Annotated in this window: 18 protein-coding genes; 7 read left to right on the forward strand and 11 right to left on the reverse strand. The window is 63.6% G+C overall.

Annotated elements, in window-relative coordinates:
• The first annotated feature begins 129 nt into the window (after positions 1 to 129).
• The 5 genes from NKH35_RS02380 to NKH35_RS02400 all read left to right on the forward strand — a co-directional run bounded on the left by NKH35_RS02380 (position 130) and on the right by NKH35_RS02400 (position 5,493).
• A complete protein-coding gene (locus NKH35_RS02380; RefSeq protein WP_023692631.1) occupies positions 130 to 1,128 on the forward strand; it encodes an ABC transporter ATP-binding protein in 999 nt (332 codons plus the stop codon).
• A gap of 220 nt (positions 1,129 to 1,348) precedes the next feature.
• Positions 1,349 to 2,314: an ABC transporter permease gene (locus NKH35_RS02385; RefSeq protein WP_023692630.1), complete on the forward strand. Its 966-nt coding sequence runs from the start codon at positions 1,349 to 1,351 to the stop codon at positions 2,312 to 2,314.
• Positions 2,304 to 3,119 (forward strand): ABC transporter permease, encoded by an 816-nt coding sequence (locus NKH35_RS02390; RefSeq protein ID WP_023673416.1) that lies wholly within the window; start codon positions 2,304 to 2,306, stop codon positions 3,117 to 3,119. Before NKH35_RS02385 ends, NKH35_RS02390 begins: the two co-directional genes overlap by 11 nt.
• Positions 3,120 to 3,224: 105 nt before the next feature.
• Positions 3,225 to 4,652: a gamma-aminobutyraldehyde dehydrogenase gene (locus NKH35_RS02395; protein ID WP_352913277.1), complete on the forward strand. Its 1,428-nt coding sequence runs from the start codon at positions 3,225 to 3,227 to the stop codon at positions 4,650 to 4,652.
• A 142-nt stretch (positions 4,653 to 4,794) separates the two neighbouring features.
• Entirely contained in the window at positions 4,795 to 5,493 is a 699-nt protein-coding gene (locus NKH35_RS02400; RefSeq protein WP_023749987.1) for a DUF3592 domain-containing protein, read from the forward strand.
• 28 nt (positions 5,494 to 5,521) lie between these two features.
• On the opposite strand, the gene NKH35_RS02405 is transcribed toward NKH35_RS02400, so the two are convergent.
• The 11 genes from NKH35_RS02405 to NKH35_RS02455 all read right to left on the reverse strand — a co-directional run bounded on the left by NKH35_RS02405 (position 5,522) and on the right by NKH35_RS02455 (position 16,044).
• On the reverse strand, positions 5,522 to 5,836 hold the full coding sequence (locus NKH35_RS02405) for a hypothetical protein (protein ID WP_023738143.1): 315 nt from the start codon (positions 5,834 to 5,836) through the stop codon (positions 5,522 to 5,524).
• A gap of 55 nt (positions 5,837 to 5,891) precedes the next feature.
• Positions 5,892 to 6,254: a nuclear transport factor 2 family protein gene (locus tag NKH35_RS02410; protein WP_023688799.1), complete on the reverse strand. Its 363-nt coding sequence runs from the start codon at positions 6,252 to 6,254 to the stop codon at positions 5,892 to 5,894.
• A 76-nt stretch (positions 6,255 to 6,330) separates the two neighbouring features.
• Complete coding sequence (locus tag NKH35_RS02415) at positions 6,331 to 6,810, reverse strand: carboxymuconolactone decarboxylase family protein (RefSeq protein ID WP_023688798.1); 480 nt, start codon at positions 6,808 to 6,810, stop codon at positions 6,331 to 6,333.
• Positions 6,811 to 6,918: 108 nt separating this feature from the next.
• A complete protein-coding gene (locus tag NKH35_RS02420) occupies positions 6,919 to 8,472 on the reverse strand; it encodes an alpha/beta fold hydrolase (RefSeq protein WP_023732485.1) in 1,554 nt (517 codons plus the stop codon).
• Positions 8,473 to 8,606: 134 nt separating this feature from the next.
• Positions 8,607 to 8,921, reverse strand: a complete 315-nt coding sequence (locus NKH35_RS02425; RefSeq protein WP_023688796.1) for a formate dehydrogenase subunit delta — start codon at positions 8,919 to 8,921, stop codon at positions 8,607 to 8,609.
• Positions 8,911 to 9,738 carry a formate dehydrogenase accessory sulfurtransferase FdhD gene (gene fdhD / locus NKH35_RS02430; protein WP_023698930.1) on the reverse strand — a complete coding sequence of 276 codons (828 nt, stop codon included), beginning with the start codon at positions 9,736 to 9,738 and terminating at the stop codon, positions 8,911 to 8,913. Before fdhD ends, NKH35_RS02425 begins: the two co-directional genes overlap by 11 nt.
• Complete coding sequence (locus tag NKH35_RS02435) at positions 9,738 to 9,962, reverse strand: hypothetical protein (protein ID WP_023688794.1); 225 nt, start codon at positions 9,960 to 9,962, stop codon at positions 9,738 to 9,740. The genes fdhD and NKH35_RS02435 overlap by 1 nt, the downstream gene beginning before the upstream one ends.
• Positions 9,963 to 9,994: 32 nt before the next feature.
• Positions 9,995 to 12,907, reverse strand: a complete 2,913-nt coding sequence (gene fdhF / locus NKH35_RS02440) for a formate dehydrogenase subunit alpha (RefSeq protein WP_352913279.1) — start codon at positions 12,905 to 12,907, stop codon at positions 9,995 to 9,997.
• Positions 12,908 to 12,917: 10 nt separating this feature from the next.
• The gene (locus tag NKH35_RS02445; protein ID WP_023673426.1) at positions 12,918 to 14,474 is read right to left on the reverse strand and encodes a formate dehydrogenase beta subunit; all 1,557 of its coding nucleotides are present in this window, start codon (positions 14,472 to 14,474) and stop codon (positions 12,918 to 12,920) included.
• Positions 14,471 to 14,950, reverse strand: a complete 480-nt coding sequence (locus tag NKH35_RS02450; protein ID WP_023738147.1) for a formate dehydrogenase subunit gamma — start codon at positions 14,948 to 14,950, stop codon at positions 14,471 to 14,473. Before NKH35_RS02450 ends, NKH35_RS02445 begins: the two co-directional genes overlap by 4 nt.
• Positions 14,951 to 15,144: 194 nt before the next feature.
• Positions 15,145 to 16,044 (reverse strand): LysR family transcriptional regulator, encoded by a 900-nt coding sequence (locus NKH35_RS02455; protein WP_023688790.1) that lies wholly within the window; start codon positions 16,042 to 16,044, stop codon positions 15,145 to 15,147.
• Between the two features lie 158 nt (positions 16,045 to 16,202).
• Between NKH35_RS02455 and NKH35_RS02460 the strand changes: the two genes are divergently transcribed.
• Together NKH35_RS02460 and NKH35_RS02465 are read left to right on the forward strand one after the other, a co-directional pair.
• A complete protein-coding gene (locus tag NKH35_RS02460) occupies positions 16,203 to 16,844 on the forward strand; it encodes a DUF47 domain-containing protein (RefSeq protein ID WP_023673429.1) in 642 nt (213 codons plus the stop codon).
• Between the two features lie 3 nt (positions 16,845 to 16,847).
• The gene (locus tag NKH35_RS02465; RefSeq protein WP_023688789.1) at positions 16,848 to 17,852 is read left to right on the forward strand and encodes an inorganic phosphate transporter; all 1,005 of its coding nucleotides are present in this window, start codon (positions 16,848 to 16,850) and stop codon (positions 17,850 to 17,852) included.
• Positions 17,853 to 17,925: the final 73 nt, after the last annotated feature.

Consider the following 17,925-nt stretch of genomic DNA (forward strand, 5'->3'; position numbering starts at 1 on the left):
ACCCCCCCCCGCGGCTGCGCCGCGACCTCCCCATCGAGGGGGAGGTGAAGTGCCGTGCCCGCTGGCCTGATTGGTGGCGGCAAGAGCTATTTCGACGAACCACAAACCGGCAACAGATCAGGACAGCCCATGACCTCGGCCGTTTCCTTCCAGAAAGTCTCTCGCCATTTCGGCAGCGTGCGCGCCGTCGATGCGGTCGATCTCGACATCGTGCCGGGCGAGTTCTTCGCCATGCTTGGTCCGTCGGGGTCCGGCAAGACGACCTGCCTGCGCCTCATCGCCGGCTTCGAGCAGCCGACATCGGGCTCGATCTCGATCTTCGGCGACCGCGCCGAGGGCGTGCCGCCCTATCGCCGCAACGTCAACACGGTGTTCCAGGACTACGCGCTGTTCCCGCATTTGAACGTGCTGGACAATGTCGCCTACGGGCTGATGGTCAAGGGCATCGCCAAGCCGCAGCGGCAGAAGGCGGCGGAAGAGGCATTGTCACTGGTGCGGCTTCCCGGCTATGGCGCCCGCCGTCCCGGCCAGCTCTCCGGCGGCCAACGCCAGCGCGTCGCGCTGGCCCGTGCGCTGGTCAACCAGCCCAAGGTGCTTTTGCTCGACGAGCCGCTCGGCGCGCTCGACCTCAAGCTGCGCGAGAACATGCAGGAAGAGCTGAAGTCGCTGCAGAAGGCGCTCGGCATCACCTTCGTCTTCGTCACCCATGATCAGGGCGAAGCGCTGTCGATGGCCGACCGCGTTGCCGTCTTCAATGACGGCAAGATCATGCAGATCGGCACGCCGGAAGACATCTACCAGCGGCCCAGGACACGCTTCGTCGCCGATTTCGTCGGCTCCTCCAATGTGTTGCCGCCGGATTTCGTCCAGCGTTATTCCGGCCAGGACCGCTGGGGCAGCCTGCGCCCCGAATCGATCCGCATCGGCAGCATTGCGAAAGGCGAAGGGGTTGCCGCGCGCCTGGTCGGAACCAACTATCTCGGCGCCACGACCAGGCTGGCGCTCGACGCCGACGGCTTGAGGCTGCACGCCATCGTGCCGGCCGGGACAAAGCTGCCGGCGGAAGGCGAAGCGGTGGTGCTGACGTTCAACCGCGAGCATTTGCATTTGATGGACGAGCCGGCATGATTGAGGTTTGCGCCAAGCACCCCCCTCTGTCCTGCCGGACATCTCCCCCTCAAGCGGGGAGATTGGCTGTTCCTCCCGGTTTCGCCAATCTTCAACGTTGGGGATTTGGCGAGGCAGCGAAACTGCTGATCTCCCCCCTTGAGGGGGAGATGTCCGGCAGGACAGAGGGGCGTGTGAAGGAACCCGGCTTCTCAGGGTTCCTTCAGCACGCGGTCTCCCCATGACCATCGCCGCGCTCAACTCAACCTCCGCCCCCGCCATCCTGCCCGGCAGCGGCGGCGTGCGCGGTGCGCTGTCCGACCTGTTCTGGCGCAAGCCGCAACTGCTGCTGTTCCTCATGTTGGCGCCGCCGGTGCTGTGGCTCGGCGTCGTCTATATCGGTTCGCTGTTCGCGCTCTTGGCACAGAGTTTCTTCTCGATCGACGAATTTTCCGGCCTCATCAACCATGAGTTCACGCTGAAGACCTATGGCGACCTGTTCCAGCCCGCCAATCTCGACATCATCCTGCGCACGGTGACGATGGCGGTGCTGGTCACGCTGGCCTCCGCCGCCATCGCCTTCCCGATCGCCTATTATGCGGCGCGCTATGCCCGGGGCCGCTGGAAGGCGCTGTTTTATCTCGGAATCATGCTGCCGCTGTGGTCGAGTTATCTGGTGAAAATCTACGCCTGGAAGTTGATCCTCGCCAAGGAAGGCATTCTGACCTGGCTGCTGGCCAAATTGCATCTGCTCTGGGTGCTCGACGGCTGGCTGTCGCTGCCGGTCGTCGGCGGCAACTCGCTGTCGGTCTCCGCCACCGGCACCTTCATCGCCTTCGTCTATGTCTGGCTGCCGTTCATGATCCTGCCGGTGCAGGCGGCATTGGAGCGCGTGCCCGGCAATCTGGTCGAGGCGTCCTCCGATCTCGGCGCATCGCCGGGCCAGACCTTCCGCAACGTGCTGTTCCCGCTGGCGCTGCCCGGCATCGTCGCCGGCTCGATCTTCACCTTCTCGCTGACGCTGGGCGACTACATCATCCCGCAGATCATCGGCACGTCGCGGCTGTTTATCGGCCAGGCCGTCTATTCGCAGCAGGGCACCGCCGGCAACATCCCGCTCGCCGCCGCCTTCACCGTCGTGCCCATCGTCATCATGGGTTTCTATCTCTGGGGCGCCAAGCGCATGGGGGCCTTCGATGCGCTCTGACGGTTCGCAATCCGCCCCGCTCGGCCTCAAGATCGCAGCCGCTTGCGGCCTGCTCTTCCTGCACCTGCCGATCCTGCTGATCTTCGTCTATGCCTTCACCACGGAAGAGAAGAGCTTCGTCTGGCCGCCGCCGGGGCTGACCACACAATGGTTCGCCGTCACCTGGAACCGGCCGGATGTCTGGCAGGCGCTGTCGCTTTCGGTCCGCGTCGCCGCAATCTCGACCGCGATTGCCTTGATACTGGGCACGCTGTGCGCCGCCGCCGTGTCACGGACGAAATTCTTCGGCCGCGAGACGATCTCGCTGCTCGTCATCCTGCCGATCGCGCTGCCCGGCATCATCACCGGCATCGCGTTGCGCTCGGCCTTCTCGCTAGCCGACATCCCGTTCTCGTTCTGGACGATCGTGCTCGGCCACGCCACCTTCTGCGTTGTCGTCGTCTACAACAATGCGGTCGCCCGTTTCCGCCGCACTTCCGGCTCAATGATCGAGGCCTCGATGGATCTCGGCGCCGACGGCTTCCAGACCTTCCGGCACGTCGTGCTGCCCAACATCGCCACCGCTCTGCTTGCCGGGGGGATGCTCGCCTTCGCGCTGTCCTTCGACGAGGTCATCGTCACCACCTTCACCGCCGGCCAGCAGCAGACCGTGCCGATCTGGATGCTGGAAGAGCTGATCCGCCCACGCCAGCGTCCGGTCACCAATGTCGTCGCCATGGTCGTGGTGCTGGTGACGCTGCTGCCCATCCTTGCCGCCTATTACCTGACCCGCGACGGCGACCAGATCGCCGGTTCGGGCAAATGAAGAACAGCGAATAGGGAGTAGCGAATAGCGAATAGGGGAGATTGCACGACCAGCCCTATTCGCTACTCGCTATTCGCTACTCGCTCCTGACCGAGGAGAACCTGCATGGACACCCAGATGCTGATCGGCTCGAGCTTCGAGAACGGCACCGAGACCGAGGAGCCGATTCTGAATCCAAAGACCGGGGCGACCATTCTCAACCTGCCTGAAGCCAGCCAGGCGCAGATCGAGGCGGCTGTTACTGCCGCCGAGCGAGCGTTCGTCTTGTGGTCACGCACAACGCCGGCGCAGCGCTCCGGCTATCTCCTCAAGATCGCCGACCGCATCGAGGCCAACGCGCGGGAGTTCGCGGCGCTCGAGGCGCTGAATTGCGGCAAGCCGATCAACGCCGTGCTCAATGACGAAATCCCGGCGATCGTCGACTGCTATCGCTTCTTTGGCGGCGCGGTACGTTCGATGCCGGGCGTGGTCGCCGGCGAATATCTGCCCGGCCACACCTCGATGGTGCGGCGCGACCCGATCGGCATCGTCGCTTCCATCGCGCCGTGGAACTATCCACTGATGATGATGGCCTGGAAGCTGGCGCCGGCCATTGCCGGCGGCAACACCGTCGTCTTCAAGCCGTCGGAGCAGACGCCGCTGACGGCGCTGAAGCTGGCCAGGATCCTGGCCGAGGTGCTGCCCGAGGGCGTCGTCAATGTCGTGCTCGGCCGCGGCGACAGCGTCGGCAACACGCTGATTAATCACGCCAAGGTCAACATGATTTCGATCACCGGCGACGTCGCCACGGGCAAGAAGGTGCTGCAGGCCGCCGCCAAGTCGGTCAAGCGCACGCATCTGGAACTCGGCGGCAAGGCGCCGGTCATCGTTTTCGACGATGCCGACCTCGGCGCCGTGGTCAACGGCCTGCGCGCTTTCGGCTACTACAATGCCGGGCAGGATTGTACAGCCGCCTGCCGCATCTATGCCGGCAAGAAGATCTACGACAAGCTCGTCGCCGATCTCTCATCTGCCGTCTCGACCATCAAATACAACCAGCCCGACGACACCGAAAACGAGATCGGGCCGCTGATCTCGCGCCGCCAGCGCGATCGAGTCTCGAGCTTCGTCGAGCGCGCTTCGGAACTGAAGCACATCGAGATCACCACCGGCGGCAAGCCGGGCGAAGGCTCCGGCTTCTATTACCAGCCGACGGTGGTTGCCGGCGCGCTGCAGGAAGACGAGATCGTGCGCCGCGAAGTGTTCGGTCCGGTCGTCTCCATCACCCGCTTCTCCGAAGTCGATGAAGCCGTGAACTGGGCCAATGACAGCGACTACGGCCTGGCATCCTCGGTGTGGACCAAGAACGTCTCGCGCGCCATGGCGACGGCCGCCCGTCTGCAATATGGCTGCACCTGGATCAACACCCATTTCATGCTGACCAACGAGATGCCGCATGGCGGGCTGAAGCAGTCTGGCTACGGCAAGGACATGTCTCTCTATGCGCTGGAGGATTATACCGCCGTTCGTCATGTGATGGTGGCGCATGGGTAGAGGCCGCCACTATCTCTAAGATATTCGCCAACCCGTTTTCTGAGAGTTACTTTTGCGGTACGGCGGGAGTTCACGATTTACTGAATATTCAACCTGAACGAGCAGCCTCTTGCCGGGAAACCGAGCGGCGAGGGGTTTGCGCATGAACACGACCAAGATCAAGCTGGTACTCATTGGCGGCTTCTGTCTGCTGATCGCTGTGTTCGGCGGCAAGGACATGATCAAGAAGAGCGGCTGGCCCGAGGCGCCTGCTGAAATCCTCGCGGTCAATGTCGAATGCGACATGGAATCGACCGCCCACAAGATTGTCTACAAGACCGTCAGCACCGCCACGATGCCGTGCGAACTGGTGGATGCGTTCAAGACGGTTCATGCTGACAAAGAGTGGAAGGTGACCCAGAAATTCACCGGCACCTTGCGCGTCGGCACCGGCGCCGACGCCGTCGAGGCCACGATGGAGCTGAACAAGAACGGTGCCCGCGAACCGCAGGTCGGCGACAAGCTCACCGTCGTCCAGAACCCCGCCAACCCCACCCAGATCGAACGCACCGGCATGACCGGCACGCGTTTGACGATCGTCATTGGGGCTGGACTGCTCGGCGCGTTGCTTCTCTATCTTGCTTTCAAACCCCGCCGGCGGATGTCGACCTCCGCCGTGGCGGGCAACCCTGCCGGAGATGCCGGCGCGGACCAGCGCGCGCGCCAGGCCGACGCCTTGATAGCGGCGGCCCTGGCCAAGCAGGCCACACTGCCCAATCAGCCGGCACGTGTCGCGGCTGCCGGATCGGCCAGGGAAGGGCGGTTTTCCGGGCAGCGGACGAGTTTCGGCCGCCGCAACTGATGGCCGAAAACTGCTGCACCTGCCACGGCTACTCCACGATGCGGTAGATGTTCCAAAGGCTGGTGCCTGAAACGACGTAGGGCTCCATCTCCTTGCCCCATTTGGCGTGCGCGTCGATCTTGCCGATCCTCGCGAAGAATCCCTCCAGCTGGGCAAGGCTTTCGACCTGATGATGCGATTCGACCGTCGCTTCCCGAGCTCCGACCGAACCGGTCATGATCTGGAACTCGAGATCGGCAATGCCGACCTGAGAGCCGATCTCGCGTTCCCATTTCTTCAACAGGTCGAGCACGGTCTGCTTGTGCCCGAACTTGGCGTCGATCTGCCATCTGGCGCTGAACATTTTTGTCTCCTCCAGTTTTGCGGCCCAAACCGCGGTTGATCTTTCCGCGGTGGAACTACTCGTCCCAGGCCTGCACGACGGTCTGTCGTGCAATCCGCCCATTCTTCAGCTCCAGCATCGCCGCGCAGAACACTTTCGTTCCGTCCGGATAGGCGCAGGCCTGGGTGAAGGCGAGATTGTCGCCATCGGCGATGGTGGTGTCGACCTTGTGGGTCATCGCCCGGCTGCAGATGTCGTCCCAGAAGGTGCTGATCGCCGCCCGGCCGCGGATCTCGCGCGGCTTGCTCGGCGGATTGTTGCGGTCGATCACCCGCACCAGTGCGTCGTCGGCATAGAAGCTAGCGAGCATCCTGCCGTCCCGTCCTTCGATCGCTTTCTTGATCGCCGCGCCGTCCACGCTCTGCGTCTTGGTCAGCATCTTCTCCTCCATGGCCCGTTGATCGGGCGGTTGAATGATCACAAGCAATGCCCGGCGCACCGCCCGGCATTTTCTTTCACTGCGACTTGGCTTTGACGGCTGCGAACACCCCGTCGGTCTGTTGTTTGAAGGTCGCGAAATCGACCTGGCTGCCGTTGAGCATCGTCGACCAGTGGCGCACGATGGCCGCCATCGCGATCGCCTCCTTGATCTCCTCATCGGTCGCGCCATTGAGCTTGGCGGCCTCGGTGTGGAAATAGATGCAGTACTGGCAGGGGATCTGCGAGGCGACGGCCAGCCCCAGCAGTTCCTTGGTCTTGCCGTCGAGCGCGGTCTTGGGGTTGAGCTGCACACCCTTGATCTCGGCCCAGGCGCCGGCAACCGCGACATCGGGCAGCGTCTTGAACATGTCCGGCACTGAGCCGAGCGTCGCCTCGATGTCCTTGTAGGCGGCGGCCGCCGAGGCATCCTCGGCTCTGGCGGGAGCGATCGTGAACAGCGCGCCAACGCCTGCCGCTATCACCAGCGATTTGATCGACCTGTTTGACTTCAGCATTGCATCCTCCATCCGCAGTGCCTTTCCCGGCGACATCCGCCTGGCCTGCATGGAGAGATTGGTACGCCTCGACCCACCTGGCCGCTTCGCCCGAAAGCGCCATGGTCCCTATGGCCCGTCCGGGCCAGCCTGCCTGGCGGAAAATGCCGCTGCCGCCGCCCGTGACGGCAAATCGAGCTTCAGCAATATGTTGGCGACATGACGCTTGACCGTATGCTCGCTGAGCCTCAGCTCGGCGGCGATCGCGGCATTGCTCTTGCCGTCGGCGATCAGGATCACCACCTCGCTTTCGCGCGCCGTCAGTTGAGCCGGCTCGGCGGGTTTCGCCTTGGGGCGGCAGGCCGGCTCCAGGTGCTGTTCCGACGTTGCCTGGACCAGCGCCAGCGGCTCGTCCAGCTCATCCACCGTGACACGCCCGGCATCGATGAAATGCAGGCCGGACCCCGCCGCCAGATCGGCGGCCAGCCGCGACGCCAGAATATCGCCGCGCCCGGCATGGGCGGCGATCTGCATCGTCACCCGTGCCATCAGCCCCACCGGCGGCCCGCGCATTTCGACCTCACCGACATGGGCGCCCTGGGCGCTTGCAATGCCCATATGTTGCGCCGCATCGCGCAGTGCCGCCGCGCAGCGTATGGCCCGCGCCGGCCCGTCGAAGCGCGAGATCATCAATTCGCCATGGATGCCGGCGACGCGTCCGCCATGACGGCCGACCAGCTGCTGCCAGCTCTCCTGGAAGCGCTCGCTACGTTCGCTCCACATGCGGTCGCCAACCCGCGCCGTGTCGTAGATGCGTGTCGCCAGAAGAGCGGCAAGCACGCGCTCCGCTTCGGCCACGGCACGCTCGCCGGTCAGGAATTCCTCGATCAGGTCGGCCACCCGGTCGACATCGCCGGTCCAGATCGGGTGGTCGCGCCCGGGGACCTCGACCAATCGCGCATTGGCGATCTCTTTCGCCAGGAAGCGGCTGGCGTCCGGGTCGACCCGCGCGTCGTTGCGGCGATGAATGAGCAGTGTCGGTGCGCCGATCGCCGAAAGCACGCCGCGCACATCGATTCCGGCATTCATCCGGGCAAGGGCTGCCGCTGCCGTCGGACTGGCCGACAGCCGCTCGAAGCGGCCCCACCACTGGGTGAAATGCGCATCATCTACCCGGCCGGGAGCGAAGTTGGGCAGTGTGGCGCCCGTGCCCCATTCCGTGCCGGCCGTCGCGATGAAGGCCTCGAGGCGCTCCGGCGACATCACCCATTTGTGGAAATGCGCATAACCGCCATAGAGCGCCAGCGCTCGTGTCCGTTCCGGATAGGTGGCGGCAAACAACATTGCCATCGGCGCGCCTTCCGAAGCGCCGAGCAAGGCCGCGCGGCCGCTGCCGGTGGCATCCATCACCGCGCGCACATCGTCCATGCGGGTTTCAAGGCTGGGCAGGTGGCGTGGGTCGACGCGGTCGGACAGGCCGGTGCCGCGCTTGTCGAACAGGATCAGCCGCGAGAACGCCGAGAGCCGTTTCAAGAGCCTGGCGTAGCCCTCGTCTTCCCAATGCAGGTCGAGATTGGAGATGAAGCCGGGCACGAAAACCAGGTCGAACGATCCCTGGCCGACCACCTGATAGGCGATCCGCACGTCGCCGCTGAGGGCATATCGCGTCTCGATCGGCCTCACGTTGCTATCCCGCCCGGCCAGACGATTTCTGATCGCCGACCATAGCAGACGCCTGGCGGATGCGGCAGCCAAACTTTAGAAGACAGGAATATAGCCCGCGGCGAACCGTGTTCGCCCGCCATTTCTGGGGGAGGCTATTTCTGGGGAGCGGCGCTCTCTGCACCCGTGGGTTGGACGTAGCCGATGCTCACATCGGCCTGCTCCTCGGTCTTCGGCCGCTTGATCCTGGCCGAGGCCACGACGACGAGTTCGTCAAAACCTTCGCCGCCACTGTCCAGCATCTCGAAGAACTGCCGGCGCATCCTGGGCTCCCAGAACTTGTTGATGTGCTCGGCCACGCCCGCCACACCTTCCTCGCGGGGCCTTGAATGGAAGAAGGCGGCGATCTGGTTGGCCATGCGCACCAGCTTTTCCCCGGTGCTCGTGATGTGTTCTTCGTCATGCGACATGCTGGGCAACTCCCAAGACCACCCGTTCCGGGTGGGTGAAAACATCGAAATCGTCGCCGCGCACCAGCGCCACCAGCGTCATGCCGGCCTCTTCGGCGGTGCGGATGGCAAGGGCTGTCGGCGCCGACACGGCGATGATGAAGGCGGAGCCGATCGCCGCCGTTTTCTGCACCATCTCCACTGAGACGCGTGATGTCACCACCACCGCGCCCGATGCACCGTCAATGCCGGCCTTGGCCAGCGCGCCGGCCAGTTTGTCCAGCGCATTGTGCCGGCCGACATCCTCGCGCGCCATGACGATGCCTTTGCCGGGAATGTAGAAGCCCGCTGCATGCACGGCGCCGGTTTCTGAATGCAGAGGCTGCACCTTGGACAAAAGCTTTACCGAACGGGTGATGTCGTCGGCTTCAAGCGTAAGCTTGGACGCACCAACCTTATCGACCGAGCGCATCGCTTCCTCGATGGATTCGATGCCGCACAGCCCACAGCCGACCGGGCCGGCGAGCCGCCGCCGCCGCGCCTCGAAGCGCGTATTGGCCTGGTCCTTCAGCCGGATCTGGATATCGATGCCGGCGCCATGGTCCTCGACCTCGATCGCCTCGATCTCGTCAGGCAAACCGATGATGCCTTCGGTCAGCGAGAAGCCGAGCGCGAAATCCTCGAAGTCGGCCGGGCTCGCCATCATCACCGCATGGGTGGTGCCGGCAAACGAGAACGCCACCGGCGTCTCCTCCGGCACCATGCGGTTGGCCGCCGCGGTGCCACTTGCACGGTGGGCGAGGCGAGAGATCTGGCTGATTGGCTGGCGGGAGCGCATCAGGGTCCCTTCATCCAATCCGGTGTCAGTTCCGGAACATCGCGCGCGATGGATTCATAGGCCTTATGATGCCCGTAGCCCATTATGTACGCGACAATGCGGCGAAGGTTGTTGAAATCCTCCTCGGAAGCATGTCCCTGGATATCGAACAAAAACTGGTTCAGGTCGGCGCCTTGCTTCTCACATAGGCGCAGAAGCGTTTCGTAGGCTTCCTTTTGAGTCACTCTTGTTTCCTCCGGCGGCGAGTCTACCCAGACTACTCCGCCGCCTGTAGCGGAGCGATGCGGCGGCTCTGCTCGGCCTGCTCGTTATAGTCGCGCTGCCAGTCCGAAGGTCCGTTCGACGCGCCGACCTGCACTGCGGTCACCTTGTACTCCGGACAATTGGTCGCCCAGTCGGAGAAGTCGGTGGTGATGACGTTGGCCTGCGTGTCCGGATGGTGGAAGGTGGTGTAGACCACGCCCGGCGACACCCGGTCGGTGATCAGCGCACGCAGCGTCGTCTCGCCCGAACGGCTGGTCAGCCGCACCCAGTCGCCATCGCGCAGGCCGCGGTTCTCGGCGTCGTGCGGATGGATCTCCAACCGATCTTCCGAGTGCCACATGACGTTTTCGGTGCGCCTTGTCTGTGCACCGACATTGTACTGGCTGAGAATGCGGCCGGTGGTCAGCAGCAACGGGAAACGCGGCCCGGTCCGCTCGTCGGTCGCGACATATTCAGTGCGGATGAACTTGCCCTTGCCACGCACGAAGCCATCCATATGCATGATCGGTGTGCCGAGCGGCGCCTTCTCGTTGCAGGGCCATTGCACGGATCCGACACGGTCGAGCAGCTCGAAGGACACGCCGGCGAAGCTCGGCGTCGATTTTGCAACCTCGTCCATGATCTCGGAGGGATGCTGATAGTTCCAGTCCAGCCCGATCGCACGGGCAAGCTCCTGTGTCGCTTCCCAGTCGGCGTAGCGCGCCTTCGGCTCCAGAACCTTGCGCACCATGTTGATGCGGCGCTCGGCATTGGTGAAAGTGCCGTCCTTCTCCAGGAAGGTCGAGCCCGGCAGGAAGACATGCGCGTAGTTGGCGGTCTCGTTGAGGAACAGGTCGTGCACGACCACGCATTCCATCGCCGCCAGGCCGGCCGCGACATGCTTGGTATCAGGGTCCGACTGCAGGATGTCCTCGCCCTGGATGTAGATGCCCTTGAAGGAGCCGTCGACGGCGGCATCCAGCATGTTGGGGATGCGCAGGCCCGGTTCGTCGTCGAGCTTCACCCCCCACAACGTCTCATAGATGTCGCGCACCGCCTCGCCGGAGATGTGGCGGTAGCCCGGCAGTTCATGCGGGAACGAGCCCATGTCGCAGGAACCCTGCACGTTGTTCTGGCCGCGCAGCGGGTTCACGCCGACGCCGGGACGGCCGATATTGCCCGTCGCCATGGCAAGGTTGGCGATAGCCATAACCGTGGTCGAACCCTGGCTGTGTTCGGTGACGCCAAGGCCATAATAAATCGCGCCATTGCCGCCCTTGGCATAGAGCCGCGCAGCACCTCGGATCAGTTCGGGATCGACGCCGGACAGCTTGCCCACGATTTCGGGGTTGTTTTCCGGCAAGGCGACGAAAGAAGCCCAATCCTGGAACTCCGCCCAGTCGCAGCGATCGCGGATGAAGGCTTCGTCGAAAAGCCCTTCGGTAACGATGACATGCGCCAGCGCCGTCAGCACCGCCACGTTGGTGCCCGGCTTCAGCGGCAGGTGATAGTCGGCCTCAATATGCGCCGACTTGACCATTTCGGTTCGGCGCGGATCGAGCACGATCAGCTTGGCGCCCTGGCGCAGCCGCTTCTTCAGCCGCGAGGCGAACACCGGGTGCGCGGAAGCCGGATTGGCGCCGATGATGACGGCGACGTCGGTGAAATCGACGGAATCGAAATCCTGCGTGCCGGCCGAGGTGCCATAGGTCTGGCCGAGGCCGTAGCCGGTCGGCGAGTGGCAGACGCGCGCGCAAGTGTCGACATTGTTGTTGCGGAAGCCTTGGCGCACCAGCTTCTGGACGAGATAGGTCTCTTCATTCGTGCAGCGCGAGGACGTGATACCGCCGATCGAGGTGCGGCCGTATTGATACTGGATACGGCGGAATTCCTTGGCCGTATGGGCGATGGCCTCTTCCCAGCTCACCTCGCGCCAGGGATCGCTGACCTTTTCCCGGATCATAGGCGACAGGATGCGGTCCTTGTGGGTGGCATATCCATAGGCGAAACGGCCCTTCACGCAGGAGTGGCCGTGGTTCGCCTTGCCGTCCTTGTAGGGCATCATGCGAATGACTTCGTCGTCCTTCACTTCGGCCTTGAACGAGCAGCCGACGCCGCAATAGGCGCAGGTGGTGACGGCGGAGCGCTCGGGCATGCCTTTCTCAAGCACGGTCTTTTCACGCAGCGCATCGGTCGGACAGGCCTGCACGCAGGCGCCGCAGGACACGCATTCGGAGGCGATGAAATCCTCGTGCATGCCGGCGACCATGCGCGATTCGAAACCGCGGCCCTCGATCGTCAGCGCGAAGGTGCCCTGCACCTCCTCGCAGGCCCGCACGCAGCGCGAGCAGACGATACATTGCGCCGGATCGTAGGTGAAATATGGGTTGGACTCGTCGCGGGCGATGTAGTCGACCGCCAGCGAGCCATGGCCGGGCGCGACGCCGTTTTCCTGCTTGACGTGGTTGCGGCCCTCAATGCCGAAGCGGTTCTCGGTCAGGCCGACCGATTTCGCCACAACGTCGAACTCGCTGGCGCCGGTGCCGGCCTTCTCGTTCCAGCCGGTCGGGTGGTCGGAGACGTAAAGCTCCATGACACCGCGGCGGATGGCGTCGAGCCGCTCGGATTGCGTGCGCACCACCATGCCTTCGCCGACGGGCGTCGTGCAGGATGCCGGCGTGCCGCCGCGCCCGTCGATCTCGACCAGGCAGACGCGGCAGGAGCCGAACGAGTCCAGCATGTCGGTAGCGCAGAGTTTTGGGATCTCGACCCCGCCTTCCATCGCCGCGCGCATGATCGACGTACCCTCCGGCACGCTGATGCTGCGGCCGTCGACGATCAGCGTAACCTGCTTTTGCGCCTTCGATTCCGGGGTTCCGTAATCGAGTTCTTCGATGAGTGTCGGGAAGTCGGCCTTGATATTCATCTGCCAGCTCCTATTCAGCAGCCACGCGCGCCGGCGCGGGCTTGAAATCTTCGGGGAAATGGGTGATCGAGCTCATCACCGGATAGGGCGTGAAGCCGCCCAGCGCGCAGAGCGATCCGAACTTCATCGTGTTGCAGAGATCGGTGACCAGTGCCAGGTTCTTCTCCGGCTCGATGCCGGCGGCAAGCCGGTCGATGGTCTCCACCCCGCGTATCGAGCCGATGCGGCAGGGCGTGCACTTGCCGCAGCTTTCGATGGCGCAGAACTCCATGGCAAAGCGCGCCTGCTTCAGCATGTCGGCCGTGTCGTCGAACACGGTGATGCCGGCATGGCCGATCAGTCCGTCGCGCTTCGCGAACTCTTCGTAGTCGAACGGCGTGTCGAACAGGCCGCGCGGGAAATAGGCGCCGAGCGGGCCGCCGACCTGCACCGCCTTCACCGGGCGACCAGTGGCCGTACCGCCGCCGATATCGTCGACGATCTCGCCCAGCGTCATGCCGAACGCCGCCTCGAACAGGCCGCCGAACTTGACGTTGCCGGCGATCTGTATCGGGATCGTGCCGCGCGAGCGGCCCATGCCGAAATCCTTGTAGAAGGCAGCACCCTTGTCCATGATGATGGGCACGGAGGCTAGGCTGATGACGTTGTTGATCACCGTCGGCTTGCCGAACAGACCCTGGATTGCCGGCAGCGGTGGCTTGGCTCGCACCACGCCGCGCTTGCCTTCAAGGCTGTTCAGCAGCGAAGTTTCCTCGCCGCAGACATAGGCGCCGGCGCCGACGCGGATTTCCATGTCGAAGGCGTTGGGCGAACCCAGCACGCTGACGCCGAGCACGCCTGCCTTGCGGGCGACCTCGACAGCCTTGTTCATGACAGCCACCGCATGCGGATATTCCGAGCGGATATAGACGAACCCCTTGGTCGCGCCGGTGGCGATGCCGGCAATCGTCATGCCTTCGATGAGCACGAAGGGGTCGCCCTCCATAATCATGCGGTCGGCAAAGGTGGCGCTGTCGCCCTCGTCGGCATTGCAGACGATGTATTTGCGGTCAGATGTCGTATCGAGCACCGTCTTCCACTTGATGCCGGTCGGGAAGCCGGCGCCGCCTCGGCCGCGCAAGCCCGATTCCGTGACCTGTTTGACGATGTCGAGCGGCGCCATGGCCACCGCGTTCTGCAGGCCCTTGAGCCCGCCCAGTGACTTGTAGGCATCGAGCGATAGCGGGTCGTTGATGCCGCAACGCGCAAAGGTCAGGCGCGTCTGCTTGGCCAGGAACGGGATTTTGTCGGGCGCGCCCAGCCAGCGCTTGTGATGCCCGCCGGTGAGAAAGCCGCTGTCGAACAGGCTCTTGACGTCCGATGGCTTGACCGGCCCGTAAGCGACGCGGCCCTTTTCGGTCGCGACCTCGACCATCGGTTCGAGGAAATAGGCGCCGCGCGAGCCGTTGCGGACGATCTTGGCCTCGACACCCCGTTCGGCCAGTTCCGCACGAACAGCCTTGGCGACTTTTTCGGCGCCGAGCGCCAGCGCGCCGGAGTCACCTGGAATGTAGATGCGCGGGATCATGAGCGTACCTCCGCGACGATCTCTTCGATCTTCTCGTCATCGAGCCGCCCGATCACCTCACCATCCAGCATCGCCGACGGTGAACAGGCGCACAGCCCGAGGCAATAGACAGGCTCAAGCGTAACCGATCCGTCGCGGGTGGTCTCATGGAAATCGATGCCGAGCAACTGCTTGACCTTTGCGGCGATCGCATCCGAACCCATCGACTGGCAGGCTTCCGCCTGGCAAAGCTTGAGCACATGCCGGCCAGCCGGCCGGGCACGGAAATCATGATAGAAGGTCACGACGCCATGCACTTCGGCCCTCGACAGGTTCAGCCCATCGGCGATGACGGGCACGGCGTCCTGCGGCACGTGGCCAAATTCTTCCTGGATCTCGTGCAGGATCGGCAGCAGGGGGCCTTCGAGGCCCTTCAACTCCTGGATGATCGCCGCCGTGCGCGACTGTATCTCGGTACTTGCAGGCTGCATCGTCACGCAGCGCCCTCCCTATCGTAGCGACCGATGCATATAATCGTCCAAAAGCATGAAGCAGTTTTGGAACAACGACATGCCTACGCCGCTTAATCGCTAAGTGCTTAAGAAATCAGAGAAAACCTCTGAAATCAATAAAGCGGTTTCGTTGCACGATAGAAAATTTCTATCGCGCCGATTGACCAGTTATGACTAGCTCAGCGATTGGCGCGGAAATCGTCTGCCAGCGCCATCGCCTCGTCCAGCAGCGCCTGCACCAGCGGCGTGTGCGGTTCGCGCGGCGCGGCGACCAGCCCGACAGTGTGGCTGGCATCCGGTTCGACGATCGGAATGGCCCGGATCGGTTCGGAAAAACCGAATGTTTCCGCCAGGTTGAGCGGCATGATCGACGACCATTTGCCTGTCCGTATGTGGGAGAACAGCACGATCATCGAGTTGGATTCCAGTGTCGGCCGCACCTGCACGCCGGCCTCGGCCAGATGCTGGTCGATGATGCGGCGGTTCTGCATGTCCGGCGTCAACAAGCAGAGCGGCAGCTGGCTGATTTCGGCCCATGTCACTTTGTCGCGATCCGAATAGGGATTTCCGACCGCCGTGATCAGCTGGTAGCGCTCGTCATAGAGCGGCACGCTGGTCACCCGTCCGAGAGGCTCGTTGTCGAGATAGGTGATGCCGGCATCGACGTCGAAATTGCCGAGCAGCGACAACACCTCGATCGAGGTGCGCGACAGGATAGAGAAGGTGACGCCCGGATGCTTCTCGCGAAATGGCGTCGTAAGCCGCGCCACCATGGCGAGGGCGGTTGGGATGGCGGCAATACGGATACGCCCGGACAGGCCATGTCGCGCCGCCCGCATCTCTTCGCGCATGGTCCTGGAATCGCCGACGATGCGACGCGCCCACACCAGCACCTGCTTGCCTTCCGGCGTCAGCCCCTGAAAGCGCGAACCGCGATTGACCAGCATGACGCCGAGCTGGCCCTCCAGCTGCTTGATCCCGGCCGACAAGGTCGGCTGCGTGACGCCGCACGCTTCCGCCGCCCGGCCGAAATGCTCCTCCTTGGCCAGCGCGATGAAGAATTCGAGCTTGTCGATCATACCATCCGTCCGTTCGTTGCGCGCAAGGTCGGGGAAATTGCCTTTCGCCGCAAGCTCTACCCGCAATTGGCCATGCATCCACATCTTTGGGCCGGCTGGCTGTTTCCCCCGGCCGAACACGGCGCTATGTGGTTGGATGGAATACGAGGAGATCGGACATGCTGGGCTGGTTCCGCAAGCTTTTGCCGCGCGAAGATCGCTTCTTCGACCTCTTTGAACGGCATTCCCGCACCGTGGTCGGCGGCGCCGAGGCGCTGGAGCAGCTCCTGCAGGGCAAGGACATCGATCGTTGGTGCCAGAAGATCATCGATCTCGAGGACGAGGCCGATCATATCACGGCCGAAGTGCTGCTGGCGGTGCGGCGTTCCTTCATCACGCCCTTCGATCGCGGCGACATCAAGGACCTGATCCAGTCGATGGATGACGCCATCGACATGATGCACAAGACCGTCAAGACGGTGAAGCTGTTCGAAAAGAAGGAATTCGACCCGCTGATGCAGGAGATGGGCGGCGTCATCGTTGCCGCCTCCAGGCTGGTTGCCGAAGCAATCCCGCTGCTCAGCAAGGTCGGCACGCACACGGTACGCCTCAACGCCATCGCCGAAGAGGTGATGCGCGTCGAAAGCCGCGCCGACGATCTGCATGAGCAGGGATTGAAGGACCTGTTCAAGCGGCATGGCCGCAGCGATCCGATGGCCTACCTGATCGGCTCGGAGATCTACGGCCAGCTGGAGAAGGTGGTCGACCGCTTTGAGGACGTCGCCAACGAGATCAGCGGCATCGTCATCGAGAACGTTTAGGCAATGGAAGCCACCATCGCCTTTCCCGTGCTGATCGGCCTTGTCGCCGTCGCGCTGTTTTTCGATTTTCTCAACGGCCTGCACGATGCGGCGAACTCCATCGCCACCATCGTCTCCACCCGCGTGCTGAGACCACAATATGCGGTCCTGTGGGCGGCTTTCTTCAATTTCATCGCCTTCATGTTCTTCGGCCTTCACGTGGCTGAAACCGTGGGAAAAGGTATCGTCGACGTCAGCATCGTCACGCCGGCGGTGATCTTCTCGGCGCTCGTCGGCGCCATCGTCTGGAACATCGTCACCTGGATTGCCGGCATCCCGTCCAGCAGTTCGCATGCCCTGATCGGCGGGCTCGTCGGCGCCGGCGTTGCAAAGGCTGGGCCCGGCGCCATCGTCTGGACCGGGCTTGGCAAGACGGTCGCCGCAATCGTCGTGTCGCCGGCGACAGGGTTTGTTCTGGCGCTGGTCCTGATCCTGGCCGTTTCCTGGCTGTTCGTGCGCCAGACACCGTTCGCCGTCGACAGCACCTTCCGCGTCATGCAGTTCTTTTCGGCCTCGCTTTATTCGCTAGGGCACGGCGGCAACGACGCCCAGAAAACCATGGGCATCATCGCCGTGCTGCTCTATTCGCAAGGTATGCTCGGCGGGACGTTCTACGTGCCGCTGTGGGTCGTCCTCACCTGTCAGACAGCACTGGCGCTCGGCACTTTGTTCGGCGGCTGGCGCATCGTTCACACGATGGGCTCGAAGATCACCCGGCTGAATCCGATGCAGGGCTTCTGCGCCGAGACCGGCGGCGCCATCACCCTGTTTGCCGCCACCTGGCTCGGCGTCCCCGTGTCGACCACCCATACCATCACCGGGGCCATCATCGGTGTCGGCGCCGCCCGCCGCGTCTCGGCCGTGCGCTGGGGCATTGCCGGCAACATCGTCATCGCCTGGATCGTCACCTTGCCGGCCACGGCTGCAATTTCGGCGCTCACCTACCTTGCGGTTGGCCTGGCAAGGTGAGGCGGACACCGTGGTGCTTGGAGTCGCTGCCAATCTGCACTATCTGAGCCGCAGCCAAACGCCTTAGGGAATA

Origin of the sequence: Mesorhizobium sp. M1143, from assembly GCF_040318435.1 — a bacterium.
Taxonomy (GTDB): domain Bacteria; phylum Pseudomonadota; class Alphaproteobacteria; order Rhizobiales; family Rhizobiaceae; genus Mesorhizobium.